Origin of the sequence: Arthrobacter sp. W4I7 (assembly GCF_030816215.1) — a bacterium.
Classification (GTDB): domain Bacteria; phylum Actinomycetota; class Actinomycetes; order Actinomycetales; family Micrococcaceae; genus Arthrobacter; species Arthrobacter siccitolerans_A.
Map to the genome: position 1 here is coordinate 2,813,185 of NZ_JAUSXU010000001.1, position 15,234 is coordinate 2,828,418.

A 15,234-nucleotide genomic window follows, 5' to 3' on the forward strand; every position below is an offset into this window, starting at 1 on the left:
CCGCAATTAACGCTTCTTGCCGCGCTTTTCCCGCACCCGCATGTTGACCTCGATGGGCGAGCCCTCGAAGCCAAAGGTTTCGCGCAGCCGGCGGGTGATGAAGCGCCGGTATCCGGGGTCCAGGAAGCCTGTGGTGAACAGCACGAACTTCGGCGGCCGGCTTGAGGCCTGGGTGCCGAAAAGGATGCGCGGCTGCTTGCCGCCCCGCACGGGGTGCGGGTGGGCAGCGACGAGTTCGCCCAGGAAGGCGTTCAGGCGGCCCGTGGCAATGCGCTTGTCCCAGCTTTCCAGCGCCACATCCAGGGCAGGAACCAGGCGGTCCTTGTGCCATCCGGTCTTGGCCGAGATATTGACCCGGGGAGCCCAGCTCACGTGGGCCAGGTCCTGCTCGATCTCACGCTCGAGGTAGCGCCGGCGTTCGTCGTCGAGCAGGTCCCACTTGTTGAACGCGAGCACCAGGGCGCGGCCCGATTCAATGGCGAGCTGCAGGATCCTGACGTCCTGCTCGCTGAGGACCTCGTCCACGGCGAGGAGCACGACGGCGACCTCCGCCTTTTCGAGCGCGGACTGCGTCCGCAGGGAGGCATAGAAGTCCGCGCCCTGGGCCATGTGCTGGCGGCGGCGGATGCCTGCGGTGTCCACGAACCGCCAGGTCCGGCCGCCGAGTTCGATGAATTCGTCCACGGGGTCGCGGGTGGTGCCGGCGGTGTTGTCCACCACCACCCGTTCGGTGCCGGCGAGCTTGTTCAAGAGCGAGGACTTGCCCACGTTGGGGCGGCCGATCAGGGCAATGCGGCGGGGGCCGCCGGAGCGTTCCAGTCCCTCAATGGTGGAGAACTCGGGAAGGACGTCCATCACGTGGTCCAGCAGGTCAGCCACACCCCGGCCGTGCAGGGCGGATACCGGGTAGGGCTCGCCGAAGCCGAGGCCCCACAGTGCAGCGGAGTCCGCTTCCTGCGCAAAGTCGTCCACTTTGTTGGCCACCATGATGACGGGCTTCTTGCTGCGGCGCAGCATCTTCATTACGCCTTCGTCGGTGGCGGTGGCGCCCACGGCGGAATCGACGACGAAGAGCACTGCGTCCGCGAGCTCCACGGCCATTTCGGCCTGCTCGGCCACCCGGGCGTGGATGCCGCGGGCGTCGTGTTCCCAGCCGCCGGTGTCCACCAGGGTGAAGTTGCGCCCGTTCCAGTGCGCGGAGTACATCACACGGTCGCGGGTGACGCCGGGGGTGTCTTCGACCACGGCTTCGCGCCGGCCGAGGATGCGGTTCACCAGCGTGGACTTGCCTACATTGGGCCGGCCGATGATGGCCAGGACGGGGTCAAGTTTGACGGGGCCGTCATATTCCTCGTCGTCGTACTCGCCGCTGAGGAGCGCGGCGTCATCCTCGTCAAGGTCGTAATCCTCAAGGCCCGCCCGGAGGGACGCCGCGCGGAGCTCCGCTTCGTCGTCGTCAATGGCCGCCAGCCGCTCGGCCACCTGGTCGGTGCCTGTGGGAGTGTATTCATCGTCGCCGGCGCCTGGGTGGCCGGAGGTCTGGGTGGTGTCGCTCATTGCACTGTCCTTAGTGGTCATCTGCCGGCGTCCCGGCTACTGCTTGAAGTCTTTGTGAATTGCTGGCCGCCGGCAGTGGCTGCCCGGTCAGCTGAATGGAATCCTGCACGTGCCCTGACAGTGCGGCCCGGATCTCCAGCGCCGCCCTGTCCATTGAAGCACGGCCGCTTTCCCCGGCCCTGCGGCTCAGGGTCAGCGCATTGCCGAAGCTGACGTGGAAGCGCCTGCCCGGCCGCGGTACGGAATCAAGGTGCTCGTCGCCCTTGCGGGTACCCAAAATCGAAACCGGCACTACCGGCGCGCCGGAGTTCAGGGCCAGCCAGGCAACGCCGCCGTTGATGTCTTCCGCTGCCCCGCTCCCCCGCGTTCCTTCCGGGAGGATCCCTACGCAACGGCCGGCGTCGAGCACTTTCCTGCAGAGCTGCAGCGCAGCGCGGTCTCCGGAGCGGTCCACCGGCAGTTGCCCGGAGGCGGTGAGGACCCGGCCCAGGAACCCGGTGAACATCTCCTGTTTCACCAGGATGTGCATGGGCCGCGGCGAGGCACCGAACATGACCGGCCCGTCCAGGAAGCTGATGTGGTTCCCGGCGAAAATCACCGGACCGCCGGTGGGGACGTTGTGCCGCCCTGTGACGGATGTCCGGTAGACCAGGTGGTCCAGGATCCAGCCCACGGGCCTGCTCCAGGCCATGGTCCAGCCGGCGGGAATCCCCGGCGTGCCATGAGGGATTACCGGCTCAGTCACGGTTCAGGACCTTGGTCACAATCACCAGGGCTGCGGCAACTGTCTGGTCGAAGTCGAGGTCCGAGGAGTCCAGGGTGACCACGCCGGAGGCGGCCTGCGTGAAGTTGACCACCGTGGAATCCTTGGCGTCGCGATGGGTGACCTGTGCGGCCAGCTGTTCGGCGTTCTGCGTACCGCCAAGCTGGATGCCGCGGCGGCGAAGCCGGGCTTCCTCGCTGGCGGTCAGCAGCATCCGCACCTCTGCTCCGGGTGCGACGACTGTGGTGATGTCCCTGCCTTCCACCACCATGCGGCGGTGGTGCTTTTCGATCAGTGCCCGCTGCCGTCGGATGAGTTCCGTCCTGGCGCCGAGGGTAGTGGCCACGGCGCTGACTGCCGAGGAGATGGCCGGTTCGCGGATGGCGTCTGTAACGTCCGCCCCGTCCACCCGGACATACTCCTCGTTGGGGCTGGTGCTCAGGTCCAGGACAAGGTCGCGGGAGGCCTGCTCAACGGAGGCGGCGTCCTCCAGGTCGATCCCGCTGGAAACGCAGTACCAGGTGAGGGCGCGGTACATCGCACCGGTATCGAGGTAGGCCAGGCGGAGCCGGCGGGCCACTTCCTTACTGACGCTGGACTTGCCTGAGCCTGACGGCCCGTCAATGGCAACCACCAGCGGCCTGCCGAGGCGGAGCGCCGGCAGGGTGTCAAGAAGTTCCTGTGTCATTACTGAAGTACCCGCCATCCGCGGTCGTTTAATGCTTCGATCAGGTGGTCATGCTTATTGGGCAACACTGACAATTCCACCATGCCCACGTTCTGGCCCGACGAATGATCCAGCCGCAAGTCCTCAACGTTTACGCCGATTTCACCGATCTCGGTCAGGAGCTGCGCGATCTGGCCCGGCTTGTCGTCCACCAGGACGGTGAGCCACGAATACGCCTGCGGAGGACCGCCGTGCTTGCCAGGGATCCGGGCCTGGCCTGCGTTGCCTTCGCTGATCAGCTGCGCAAGATCCAGGCGGGCACCTGGCGCTGCCGGCCGTTCCAAGGTGCCGATCAGCCGGTTGAGGTCCTCGCGTACGCCGTAGAGGATCTCCACCACTTTCGCCGCGTTGCCGTTCAGGATCTGCACCCACAGGGTGGGATCGCTGGCAGCGATCCGGGTAACGTCCCGCAGCCCGTTGCCCGCCAGGGACAGCGCATGCAGGGGCGTGCCCTGCAGGCGGCTGGCCAAAAGCGATGACATCACCTGGGGCAGGTGCGAGACCAGGGCCACTGCTTCGTCGTGCTCGTCGGCCGTGAACCTGGAAACCACAGCCCCCAGGTCGGTGGCCAGCGAGCGGGCCACCTGGAGGGCGGCACCGGAAGTCTCATCGGATGGGCATACCACCCAGGGCATTGACGTGAACAGCTCGCCGCGGGCAGCAACCGGCCCCGACTTTTCCCGTCCTGCCATGGGATGGGTGCCCACGTAGCGTGACAGGTCCACGCCACGGCTGCGCAGGGCCGAGAGGATTCCGGCCTTGACGCTGGCAATGTCCACCACCACGGATTCCGGGTAGTCAGCCAGCGCCTTCGCCACCACATCGGCCGTGACATCCGGCGGCGCGGCAACAACCACCAGTTGCGGCACCTCACCGGCAAGCGCATCCAGTGGTTGCCCTGCCCCGATGTCCACCGCAACAGCCTGGTTGGTGGGCGATGGATCGGACAGGTAGACAGGTACCCCGCGCCCGCGCAGTCCCAGGCCAATGCTGGTCCCCAGCAGCCCCGTACCGATGACCACCACCGGCCCGTCCAGGTGCCCGCGGCCCTGGCTCTGGAAAGCGGACATGGTCAGAGCCCTACGGATGCCAGCAGGTGGCCGACTTCCTGCTTACCCAGGTTGCGGATGCTTCCCTGGCGCTGGTCACCCAGGCCGATGGGTCCCACCTTGACGCGGACCAGCCGCAGGACCGGGAATCCGACGGCGTCGAACAGGCGGCGGACGATGCGGTTCTTGCCCGAGTGCAGCACAACTTCGATCAGCACATGGCCGGGGGTGGAATCCACCAGCCGGAAGGAGTCGACGGAGGCGAAGCCGTCCTCGAGTTCCACACCCTGCTTGAGCTGGGCACCGATACCCTGGGGGAACGGCCCACGGACCTGCACCAGGTACGTCTTGGGAACCTCGTAGGACGGGTGGGTCAGGCGGTTGGCCAGCTCGCCGTCGTTCGTCAGCAGGAGCAGCCCCTCGGTGGCGACGTCAAGCCGGCCCACGTGGAAGAGCCGTTCGCCGTGCTGGTTGCGGAGGAAGTCGCTGATGCAGGGGCGGCCTTCGGGATCCTCCATGGTGGACACAACACCCTTGGGCTTGTTGAACACCATGTACACCAGGTTTTCGTCCAGCTGGATGCGCAGTCCGTCCACGTGGATAACGGCAGTCTTGGGATCGATGCGGACGCCGAGCTCGGTGACTACCTGGCCGTCCACTTCCACCCGGCCTTCAGCGATCATCTCTTCGCAGACGCGGCGTGATGCCACTCCGGCCGAGGCCATCACCTTTTGCAGCCGCACGCCATCGGCATCGTGGAGTTCAGACTGGGCAACCTCGCCGCGCGGGCCCTTCTTCCGTGTTGGCCTGCGGACGGGCCCCAGGTTCTGGCCGAAGCGTTCGCTGCCGAACGCACGCGAAGCGGCTGCTCCCGGTGCGCCGGTACGTGGCTTCTGCTTGGGCGCGCCGGGCGTTCCGGGCGCTTTCTTGGCTCCGGGCTTGCGCGCCGCAGGCTTCCGGGATGAGGGCTTGGCGGACTTTTGTTCCGCCGCTCCGCGTCCGGTCCGGGCTTCGGGCGCCTGGTCCGGATCGATAAAGCGCTCCTCGCGCGGCTTCGGGGCGCGGTGCGGCCGGTCGCTGCCGAACCCGGCGGCGCGCTTGGCGGAACCGCCGCGGAAGCCGCCGCCGGAATTGCCGCCGCCGGAATTGCCGCCGCCGGAATTGCCGCCCTGGGACGTGTTGCGTCCCGGCGTGCTGTTGTGTCCGGAGCTGTTACGTCCCGAACCGTTACGTGGTGAACCCTGGCGTCCCGCCTGTGTCATGACCCGTCCTTCGATATATTGACCGGCAAGGTGTCCAAGGACAACCCTAACCAGCCGCGCAGAAATAATCTGCCCTTGTAAGTACTCCGTGCCGCAGCCAGGGCTGGTCCCCTGCCTACGTTCTTTCGGCGTCGTAGAACTCCGCGATCCCGTCCAGCCCCGGGAGGTGCGGGGACAGCTGCGGCAGCTCGGCCACTGAACCGATTCCCATCCGCTCCAGGAAGTAAGAGGTGGTCCGGTAGAGGATGGCGCCGGACTCCGGATCTGTTCCCGAGTCCTCGATCAGCCCGCGCTGCGCGAGTGTCCGTACGACGGAGTCAACATTGACTCCCCTGATTGCGGACACCCTGGCCCTGGAGACCGGCTGGCGGTAAGCGATCACCGCGAGCGTTTCCAGGGCGGCCTGGGTGAGCCTGGCCGTCTGCCCCTCCAGCACATATTTGCCCACGATATGGGCGAATTCGGCACGGGAGTAGATCCGCCAGCCACCGGCGACTTTCCGCAATTCAAAACCCCGGGGGCTGGAGCCGAAACCAGCTGCGCTGGCTGAATCCATATCCGGGGCTTTAACAGTATAGCCGTTATACTCCTGCTGAAGTTCTGCCAGCAGGCCGATGACCGCATCTACGGTCAGCTCCAGGCCCGCAGCCAGTTCCTCTTCTGTGGCGGGCTGGTCGATGACCATCAGCACGGCCTCGAGGGCGGCTTTGGCGCCGCCGGGAAGACTTCCGGCGTCTGACTCTTCCTGGCTTGTGTCCTCTGTCGGACGTTCAGTCACAGCTGCTCCTCAAATTCCTCGCTTAGGTTCTGTGCGGACCAGTCCCCGCTCCCCGCCGTCCAGTGCACCGCCAGGTCCCCCAGCGGCGAGAGCTGGTCGAAGGAAACTGCCTTGTCACGGAAGAGCTCCAGGAGGGCAAGGAACCTGGCAACCACCACCAGGGTGGAGTCAGCATCGGCGATCAGGGTCCGGAACGCCAGCGGCGATTCGAGCTGAAGCCGCAGGCCCATGATTTCAGCCTGCTCCTTGACGCTGACGTTGCCGCCGTGCAGGTGGGCCAGGCCCACTTCTGTTGGCTGCGGAGCCTTGGGCTGCATGGCCGCTTCCGCCAGGCGGGCAAACTGTTCCGGGGTGTGTCTCCAGACGAGCTCGGGAAGCATCGCGGCGAAGTGTTCCTCCAGTGCCACCTGGCGGGGAAAGCGGAGGGCCTCCTGATGCAGCGTTTCGCCGAGGATGCCGGCCACCTGCTTGAAGGCCTTGTACTGGAGCAGCCGGGCGAAGAGCAGGTCCCTGGCTTCCAGCAGCGCGATGTCTTCGCCGTCTTCGACTTCTCCGGCGGGCAGCAGCCGCGCAGCTTTGAGGTCCAGGAGCGTTGCGGCGATCACCAGGAACTCGCTGGCTTCATCGAGGGCCCACTCTTCGCCCAGCTTCTGCAGCTTCCGGATGTACTTGATGAACTCATCGGTGACGGTGGCGATGGCCACCTCGGTGATGTCCAGCTGGTGTTTGGCGATCAGCCCCAGGAGGAGGTCGAACGGACCCGTGAAGTTGGCCAGCCGCACTTCGAAGCCGGGCCTGGTTTCGGCCACGGCGTGGCTAGGGTGCGCCGCCGCGCGAAATCAGTTCCTTGGCCAGCCTCCGGTAGGCGTCGGCCCCCACGTGGGTGGCGGCGTAGCTGGTGATGGGTTCAGCAGCTACGGTGGCGTCGGCGAACTTGATGGAGCGCTTGATCACGGTTTCGAAGACTTTGTCCCCGAAGGCCTCCACCAGGCGGGCGATCACTTCGCGGCTGTGCAGCGTGCGGGCGTCGTACATGGTGGCCAGCACGCCGTCCACCTGCAGGCGGGGGTTGAGCCGGTCCTGGACTTTGTCGATGGTTTCCACCAGCAGCGCCACGGCACGCAGGGCAAAGAACTCGCAGATCAGCGGGATGATAACGCCGTGCGCGGCGGTCAGGGCGTTGACGGTGAGGAGGCCGAGGGACGGCTGGCAGTCGATGAGGACGACGTCGTAGTCGTCTTCGACTTTCTTGAGTGCACGGTCCAGCACCTGCTCGCGTGCCACCTCATTAACCAGCTGCACTTCGGCTGCCGAGAGGTCGATGTTGGCCGGCAGCAAATCAACGTTTTCCACGCCGGTCTGGTGGATGGCGTCACGGATGTCCACTTTCCGGTCCATCAGCACGTTGTAGACAGTGAGGTCCAGCTCGTGGGGGTTGACGCCCAGGCCTGCTGACAGGGCGCCCTGGGGATCGAAGTCCACCAGGAGGACGCGGCGGCCGTATTCGGCCAGCGCTGCCGCGAGGTTGATGGTGGAGGTGGTCTTTCCGACGCCGCCCTTTTGGTTGACCATGGCGATGACGCGGGCCGGACCGTGGGAGGACAGCGGCGCGGGTTCCGGGAACTCGCGGTATGGGCGCCCGGTGGGCCCCATCACCGCGTCTTCCAGGTCGAATTCCGTGCCCTCCAGAGTTGCTGAACCCTGTTCGCTGCTCACGTATCTATCCACACTTTCGATGACGGTGATTTCCTGCCGCTGGATGGCCAGCAACGCTCCTGCTTCTTCCCAAGGTTACAGCGCCCGACACGGTATTCGAGGCAACTTGACTTTCCGCGGATGTTGAGCCTTGACCCTCTAGCTGAGGTCGAAGGTTCCCCTCCCTTCCGGCACGAAACTGCCCCCGCAGCAGAGGCTGCGGGGGCAGTTTGGCGGGTGGCCGATGCCGGAGGCTAGGCCGTGGTTGCGACCGTCCGTGCGCCCTCTTCCTTCGGCGCCATCTCGCCGTGGCCGGCGATCATGGTCTGTTCGTCGAAGGGCAGTTCGCCGGAGAGGACCCTGCCTACCTGGCCGCCGTCGATCTCCTTGACCCACGTGCCGATCAGGATGGTGGCGACGGCGTTGCCGGTGAAGTTGGTCAGGGCGCGGGCCTCGGACATGAACCGGTCGATGCCGACGATCATGCCCACGCCGCCCAGCAGTTCGGGCTTGTGCGCCTGCAGGCCGGCGGCAAGGGTGGCAAGTCCGGCGCCGGTGACGCCGGCAGCACCCTTGGAGGCGATAATCATGAAGATCAGCAGCGAGATCTGGGCGCCGAGGTCCAGCGGGGTGCCCATGGCGTTGGCCACGAAAAGGGATGCCATGGTCAGGTAGATGGCCGTGCCGTCAAGGTTGAAGGAGTAGCCGGTGGGAACCGTGACGCCGACGACGGGCTTGGAGACGCCGAGGTGTTCCATCTTCGCGATCAGGCGGGGCAGCGCGGCTTCGGAGGAGGAGGTGGAGAAGATGAGCAGGTATTCGCGGGCCAGGTACCTCATCAGCTTGAAGATGTTGACTCCCGACACCACCTGGAGCAGTCCGCCGAGGATGACCACGATGAACAGTGCGCACGTGATGTAGAAGGCGATCATCAGGGTGAACATGCTGACGATTGCCTGGAAGCCGGTGGCCCCGACGACGGCGGCGATGGCACCGAAGGCGCCTACCGGGGCCAGCCACATGATCATGATGAGGATGCGGAATACGAGCGCCTGGCCGTGGCTGACGGCTTTAAGGATGGGAGCGCCCTGGGGGCCCATCTTCTGCAGTGCGAAGCCGACGAGGATGGCTGCCAGCAGCGTGGGCAGGACGGGGACGTCACTGGGGATGATTCCCAGCAGGAAGTCCACAGTGCTGTCCGTCGCGGCCTTCTTGTTGGGATCGTAGGGAGCCAGCTTCAGGCCCTCGCCCGGGTGGATGATGTTGCCGACCACCAGGCCGATGGCCAGGGCGAAGGTGGACATGACCACGAAATAGCCCAGCGCCAGGCCTCCGACCTTGCCGACCGTTGCGGCTTTCGCGATGGAACCGATGCCCAGGACGATGGTGCAGAAAATGATCGGTGCGATCATCATCTTGATGAGCTTGATGAACCCGTCGCCGAGCGGCTTGAGGGATTTGCCCACCTCGGGGAAAAGCAGGCCGACAACGGCGCCCAGGATCACGGCGACGATGACGGCGATGTAGAGGTAATGCGATTTGTCCAGGCCCTTGCGCGGCGTCTTCACGCTGTCAAGCGACTCTCCTCGTTGAGAAGCCATGATGTGTCTCCTTTGGATAATCTGGTAGACGCTGCGGCACAGTCTCTGGGCTCAACACGTCCTCCGGTGTGATATCCATCATTGGGCAGGTGGTGACCCAGCTCACCGTTGCGTTCATATTGGTCGTGACACAGTAAACAGTCAGGCCGCAGGCAATGGTCCGGGAAGGTACAGATGATCCACCGCTGGAGTATCGCCCGCCGGCTGTTTGTGGCGAACCTGCTGATTGTGGTGTCGTTTATCGCGATCGTTGGTACCGCCACGTTCATCGACGCACGGGACCGCACTTACGACGAAGCGGGCCGCCGGATGACCGGCGTAGCCGCCGCGATCGCCGCCAATCCCCTGGTTCTCCAGGCTGCGGACACCACCAATCCATCTGCTCTGCTGCAGCCCTATGCCCTTGACGTCATGGCCGGCTCGGGAGCCGATTTTGTGACCATCATGGCGCCGGACCGGACCCGCTGGACGCATCCGCGAAGCGAGGAACTGGGCAGGCCCTACATCGGCTCCATCGAGGCCGCGCTGCGCGGCGAGACCTTTACCGAGGTCACGGCGGGAACGCTGGGACCCTCGGTCCGCACCATCGCGCCGGTGAAGGATGCGGCCGGAAACGTGAGGGCGCTGGTGGCCGCGGGCGTCACCGTCCGGAGCGTGGACGTTGCCTTGTCCGGCCGGCTGCCCGCTCTCCTTGCCATCGGCCTTACCCTGCTGGTGGGCGGTTCGCTGGCTTCGTGGCTGCTGGGCCGGTACCTGCGCGGCGTCACCCGGGGCTGGGGGCCGGAGCAGCTGGCCCAGCTGTTCGCGTACTACGAATCGGTGCTGCATTCCGTGCGGGAAGGATTGATCCTGATCGACACCAGGGGCCGTGTGGTGATGTACAACGACCAGGCCGCCGAGCTGCTGGGACTGGAGGGCCCCGGCAGCAAAGATCCCACCCGGCCTCCGTCGCTGGCCGAACTGCCCCTTGATGAGGGGCTCCGGACCCTGTTCGAGTCCGGCCGCAGCGCCAACGACGAGATCATCCTCACCGGGTCCCGCATCCTGGTGGTCAATCAAGGACCCGCCAAGGGGCCCGAATCCCCCGGCAGCCGCGGCAAGACCCCCGTCTACGGAACCGTGGCGACCCTGCGGGACCGGACAGAAATTGAGGCCCTGGGCAATCAGCTGGAAACCATGCGCACCCTCTCCGACGCGCTGCGTGCACAGACACACGAGCATGCCAACCGGCTGCACACCATGGTTTCGCTCCTGGAGCTGGGCCGCACCCAGGAAGCACTCAACTTTGCCACCAAGGACCTGGAACTTAGCCAGCAGCTGACGGATGACATGGTCAGTTCCGTCGACGAGCCCATCTTGGGAGCCCTGGTGATGGGCAAGGTGGCCGAGGCCCACGAACGCGGAGTGCAGCTGGACGTTGCCGCACTCGGTTCGGCGAGCGTGGCGGGGATTGCCGTCCAGGATCTGGTCACCATCCTTGGTAACCTGCTCGACAACGCCATGGATGCTGCCGCGGAAGGTCCGCCGCCCCGGCGGGTGGAGCTCACCGTGGAATCGGATGAGGAAGGACTGGATATCACGGTCCACGATTCCGGTCCCGCCATTGATTCTGCTGCCGCTGAGAACATTTTCCGGCATGGGTTCAGCACCAAACCGGCAGGTCCGGGCGGGCGGGGCATCGGACTCGCGCTGGTCCGCCAGGCAGTGCAGCGCCTGCGGGGTACCCTGACCATCAATGGACGGCGCGGCGCCAAGTTCGAAGTGTTCCTCCCCGCAGCGGTGCCAGCAGAGAAGGAGCACAAACCGTGAGCAACATCCGGGTCCTCGTCGTCGAGGATGAGGCCATCGCAGCTGCCGCCCACGCAACCTACATAGGACGGCTGGCAGGCTTCGAGCTCGCCGGAACGGCCCCGGACGGCCAGTCCGCCCTGCGGCTGCTCAACGAATTCGCGGCAGCGGGAAAACCGGTGGAACTTGTCCTCCTGGACATGAACCTGCCAGATCTGCACGGCCTCGACATTGCCCGCCGCATGAGGGCGTCCGGGATCCTGGCGGACATCATCGCCATCACTGCCGTCCGCGAACTGGCCATTGTCCGCAGCGCCGTGGCCATCGGCGTGGTCCAGTACCTGATCAAGCCGTTCACCTATGCAACCTTCGCCGACAAACTGGAAAGTTACCGCCAGTTCCGGCAGCAGCTGGCAGGGCCTGCAGGGGGTTCGGGAAAGGCTGGAGCTTCGCAGACAGACGTGGACCAGGCGTTCGCCAGCCTGCGCGCGCCCTCTGAATTGCCCCTGCCAAAAGGCCTCGCGGTATCAACGCTGGCTTCCGTCCAGGAGTTTATGAAGGAGCAGCAGGGTGCGGTGTCCGCCACGGAAGTCATGGACGCCCTGGGCATGTCCCGCGTTACTGCCCGCCGCTACCTGGAGTACCTCGCCGACGCCGGAACGGTGACCAGGACTGCCCGCTACGGCACGCCAGGCCGGCCGGAGAACGAATACCGCTGGGGCGGACGGTGACTGCCACTGTCGGTGGTTGACCTGTCGGAATCCCCCACCACCGCTGCCCGCCGGTGATTGAGCCTGTCGAAGCCTCGGATCGCTCTCTGTATACATGGAACGTCTAAATCGAGAGAACACCTTCCCATTCTCCCTTTTTCAGCCAGGTGTGTATACACTGGCTTTACCAACGAAGGGACAGCCATTGCGAGCCAGTGACCGCGCCTATACCGCGCTCCGCGATGACATCGTCCAGTGGCGGCTCCAGCCGGGCGCCTTACTGGCGGAGGTGGAACAGGCGGAGCGGCTGGGCGTCTCACGCACGCCGCTCCGGGAGGCGCTGGGCCGCCTGACAGCAGAAGGGCTGACGACGGCGGCGGGCGGCCGCGGCGTCGTCGTCACCGGCATCTCGCTGGAGGATATCGAGGAACTCTTCGAGCTCCGCGAGACGCTGGAAAGCAAGGCTGCGGCACTCGCTGCCGAACATGGCGACGCCGGCATTTTCCGGACCCTTGAGGCAGACTTCCGGGCCGCCCCATCACTCCTTAACGGCAGCACACCCGCCCTGGAGGACTACTACCTGCTGGTGGAACGGCTGGACTCCGCCATCGACGCGGCCAGCTCCAATTCCTACCTTGCCCAGGCCATGCGCGGCCTGCGGGTCCACCTGGTCCGCATACGCCGCCTGGCAGCCGACGATGCCACCCGACTGACAGCCGCAGCAGCCGAACACGCGGCAATCGCCGAGGCCATCGCCCTTGGCAACCCCCGCCTGGCGCAGGCAGCCACCACCCTGCATCTGCACCGCAGCCTGTCCCACATCAAAGCAACCCACACACCCCGCTAGAAGGAGCCCCATGGTCAAGGAACACCACGTCCGCGTCTACAAGAGCGAAGAGAACCTTCCCCGCGAGGACCAGCTTGCCCATAAGATCGCCACGGTTGCCGCCGACCCCGTGGAGGTGACCGCCGAGGTCACAGAGATGGTCATCAACCGGATCATCGACAACGCTTCGGTGGCGGTCGCATCACTGAACCGGGCACCGATCGTGGCGGCCCGGGCCCAGGCCTTGGCGCACGCGCCCAGCACCGGCGGGAAGGGTGCGAAGGTGTTCGGCATCGGCGAACGCGTCTCGCCCGAATGGGCTGCCTGGGCCAACGGCGTTGCAGTCCGTGAACTGGACTACCACGACACCTTCCTTGCCGCAGACTATTCCCACCCGGGTGACAACATCCCGCCGATTTTGGCTGTGGCACAGCACGTGGGCTCCACCGGCCGGGACCTGGTGCGGGCCATCGCTACCGGGTATGAGATCCAGGTGAACCTGGTGAAGGCGATCTGCCTGCACAAGCACAAGATCGACCACGTGGCCCACCTCGGCCCGTCAGCCGCGGCCGGGATCGGCACGTTGCTGGGGCTCGACGTCGAAACGATCTTCCAGTCCGTCGGGCAGGCACTGCACACCACCACCGCGACCCGGCAATCCCGCAAGGGCGAGATCTCCACCTGGAAGGCGCACGCCCCTGCGTTCGCCGGCAAGATGGCCGTGGAAGCGGCAGACCGTGCCATGCGCGGCCAGACCTCCCCGGTGCCGATCTACGAAGGCGAAGACGGCGTGATCGCCTGGCTGCTCGACGGACCGGACGCCTCCTACATGGTTCCGCTGCCAACTCCAGGGGAGGCCAAGCGCGCCATCCTGGACACCTACACCAAGGAACACTCAGCCGAGTACCAGGCCCAGGCCTGGATCGATCTCGCCCGCAAGCTCAACCGCGAGCACCCCGAGGCAACCGACCCCGCTAACGTGAAGTCGGTGCTGATCAGGACCAGCCACCACACGCACTACGTCATCGGTTCCGGCGCCAACGATCCGCAGAAGTACTCCCCCAGCGCCTCGAGGGAGACGCTGGACCACTCCATCCCGTACATCTTCACCGTCGCTCTGCAGGACGGCGCCTGGCACCACGTGGACTCCTACTCCCCCAAACGAGCCGGCCGGCCGGACACCGTGGAACTGTGGCAGAAGGTCAGCACGGAGGAAGACCCGGAATGGACCCGCCGCTACCACTCCCTGGACATTGCAGAGAAGGCTTTCGGCGGTTCGGTGGAAATCACGCTCACCGACGGCACCGTGATTACCGATGAGATTGCCGTCGCCGACGCCCACCCGCTCGGCGCCCGCCCCTTCGGCCGGGAACAGTACATCAACAAGTTCCGCACCCTCGCCGCCGGACTGGTGGAGGAAGCCGAAATCGAAAGGTTCCTCACCGCCGTCGAACGCCTCCCCGAACTCGCCGCAAGGGAACTGGACCAGCTGAACATCACCGCCGCCCCCGGGGTCATCGACCTCGGCGCCGCACCCAAGGGACTCTTCTGATGCTGTACTCCAAAATCACCCCCGAACAGAAGCGCATCCGGTTCCGCGAACTGCTGGCCGCCGGCACCATCGCCCAATTCCCCGGGGCGTTCAACCCCCTCTCCGCCCGGCTCATCGAAGAAAAAGGCTTCGAAGGCGTCTACATCTCCGGGGCAGTCCTGGCCAACGACCTGGGACTGCCGGACATCGGCCTGACCACCCTCACCGAAGTCGCCACCAGGGCCGGGCAGATCGCCCGCATGACCGACCTGCCCGCCATCGTGGACGCCGACACCGGTTTTGGGGAACCGATGAATGTGGCCCGCACCGTGCAGGAGATCGAAAACGCCGGCCTGGCCGGGCTGCACATCGAGGACCAGTTCAACCCCAAACGCTGCGGGCACCTCGACGGAAAGAACGTGGTGGACCTGGAGACCGCCACCAAACGCATCCGCGCCGCCGCCGACGCCCGCCGCGACCCCAACTTCCTCATCATGGCCCGCACCGACATCCGGGCGGTGGAGGGACTGGCCGCAGCGCAGGACCGGGCCCGCGCACTCGTGGATGCCGGGGCCGACGCGATCTTCCCCGAAGCGATGGCCTCCCTCGAGGAGTTCCAGGCGATCCGTGACGCCGTAGACGTGCCCATCCTGGCCAACATGACCGAGTTCGGCAAGAGCGATCTGTTCACGGTAGACCAGCTCCAGGGCGCCGGCGTCAACCTGGTCATTTATCCCGTGACCCTTCTCCGTAGTGCCATGGGTGCTGCCGAGCGTACGCTGGAATCGATTAAGGCTGACGGCACGCAGGAGGCGCAGGTTGGCAGCATGCTGACCCGTGCCCGGCTATACGATCTCGTTGACTACGAAGGCTACAACCGCTTTGACAGCGGAGTGTTCAATTTCCGGGTCCCCGGGGAGTAGGGAAAACCGCGCCGGTACCGCCGG

The 15,234-nt window shown here is 65.7% G+C and carries 14 protein-coding genes; 5 read left to right on the forward strand and 9 right to left on the reverse strand.

What is annotated here, in order from left to right; translation table 11 throughout:
• Nucleotides 1–6: 6 nt before the first annotated feature.
• The 9 genes from der to QF047_RS12880 all read right to left on the reverse strand — a co-directional run bounded on the left by der (nucleotide 7) and on the right by QF047_RS12880 (nucleotide 9,432).
• Nucleotides 7–1,557, reverse strand: a complete 1,551-nt coding sequence (gene der / locus QF047_RS12840) for a ribosome biogenesis GTPase Der (protein WP_307277585.1) — start codon at nucleotides 1,555–1,557, stop codon at nucleotides 7–9.
• Between the two features lie 10 nt (nucleotides 1,558–1,567).
• Nucleotides 1,568–2,248 carry a 1-acyl-sn-glycerol-3-phosphate acyltransferase gene (locus QF047_RS12845; protein WP_307281931.1) on the reverse strand — a complete coding sequence of 227 codons (681 nt, stop codon included), beginning with the start codon at nucleotides 2,246–2,248 and terminating at the stop codon, nucleotides 1,568–1,570.
• Between the two features lie 46 nt (nucleotides 2,249–2,294).
• Entirely contained in the window at nucleotides 2,295–3,008 is a 714-nt protein-coding gene (gene cmk / locus QF047_RS12850; RefSeq protein ID WP_307277588.1) for a (d)CMP kinase, read from the reverse strand.
• Nucleotides 3,008–4,117, reverse strand: a complete 1,110-nt coding sequence (locus QF047_RS12855) for a prephenate dehydrogenase (RefSeq protein WP_306632911.1) — start codon at nucleotides 4,115–4,117, stop codon at nucleotides 3,008–3,010. The genes cmk and QF047_RS12855 overlap by 1 nt, the downstream gene beginning before the upstream one ends.
• Nucleotides 4,118–4,119: 2 nt before the next feature.
• A complete protein-coding gene (locus tag QF047_RS12860; protein WP_307277591.1) occupies nucleotides 4,120–5,358 on the reverse strand; it encodes a pseudouridine synthase in 1,239 nt (412 codons plus the stop codon).
• Nucleotides 5,359–5,473: 115 nt separating this feature from the next.
• Complete coding sequence (locus tag QF047_RS12865) at nucleotides 5,474–6,136, reverse strand: SMC-Scp complex subunit ScpB (RefSeq protein ID WP_307277593.1); 663 nt, start codon at nucleotides 6,134–6,136, stop codon at nucleotides 5,474–5,476.
• A complete protein-coding gene (locus QF047_RS12870; RefSeq protein ID WP_306632906.1) occupies nucleotides 6,133–6,945 on the reverse strand; it encodes a ScpA family protein in 813 nt (270 codons plus the stop codon). Before QF047_RS12870 ends, QF047_RS12865 begins: the two co-directional genes overlap by 4 nt.
• Nucleotides 6,946–6,952: 7 nt before the next feature.
• Nucleotides 6,953–7,852 (reverse strand): ParA family protein, encoded by a 900-nt coding sequence (locus tag QF047_RS12875; protein WP_306632904.1) that lies wholly within the window; start codon nucleotides 7,850–7,852, stop codon nucleotides 6,953–6,955.
• Between the two features lie 233 nt (nucleotides 7,853–8,085).
• Complete coding sequence (locus QF047_RS12880) at nucleotides 8,086–9,432, reverse strand: cation:dicarboxylate symporter family transporter (RefSeq protein ID WP_306632903.1); 1,347 nt, start codon at nucleotides 9,430–9,432, stop codon at nucleotides 8,086–8,088.
• A 174-nt stretch (nucleotides 9,433–9,606) separates the two neighbouring features.
• Between QF047_RS12880 and QF047_RS12885 the strand changes: the two genes are divergently transcribed.
• The 5 genes from QF047_RS12885 (at nucleotide 9,607) to prpB (ending at nucleotide 15,210) form a co-directional block, all read left to right on the forward strand.
• Entirely contained in the window at nucleotides 9,607–11,241 is a 1,635-nt protein-coding gene (locus tag QF047_RS12885; RefSeq protein ID WP_306632901.1) for a sensor histidine kinase, read from the forward strand.
• Complete coding sequence (locus QF047_RS12890) at nucleotides 11,238–11,951, forward strand: response regulator (protein ID WP_307277600.1); 714 nt, start codon at nucleotides 11,238–11,240, stop codon at nucleotides 11,949–11,951. Before QF047_RS12885 ends, QF047_RS12890 begins: the two co-directional genes overlap by 4 nt.
• Before the next feature lie 184 nt (nucleotides 11,952–12,135).
• Nucleotides 12,136–12,777 carry a GntR family transcriptional regulator gene (locus QF047_RS12895; RefSeq protein WP_306632898.1) on the forward strand — a complete coding sequence of 214 codons (642 nt, stop codon included), beginning with the start codon at nucleotides 12,136–12,138 and terminating at the stop codon, nucleotides 12,775–12,777.
• Between the two features lie 10 nt (nucleotides 12,778–12,787).
• The gene (locus QF047_RS12900) at nucleotides 12,788–14,308 is read left to right on the forward strand and encodes an MmgE/PrpD family protein (RefSeq protein WP_307277604.1); all 1,521 of its coding nucleotides are present in this window, start codon (nucleotides 12,788–12,790) and stop codon (nucleotides 14,306–14,308) included.
• Complete coding sequence (gene prpB / locus QF047_RS12905; RefSeq protein WP_307277606.1) at nucleotides 14,308–15,210, forward strand: methylisocitrate lyase; 903 nt, start codon at nucleotides 14,308–14,310, stop codon at nucleotides 15,208–15,210. The genes QF047_RS12900 and prpB overlap by 1 nt, the downstream gene beginning before the upstream one ends.
• Nucleotides 15,211–15,234 lie beyond the last annotated feature (24 nt).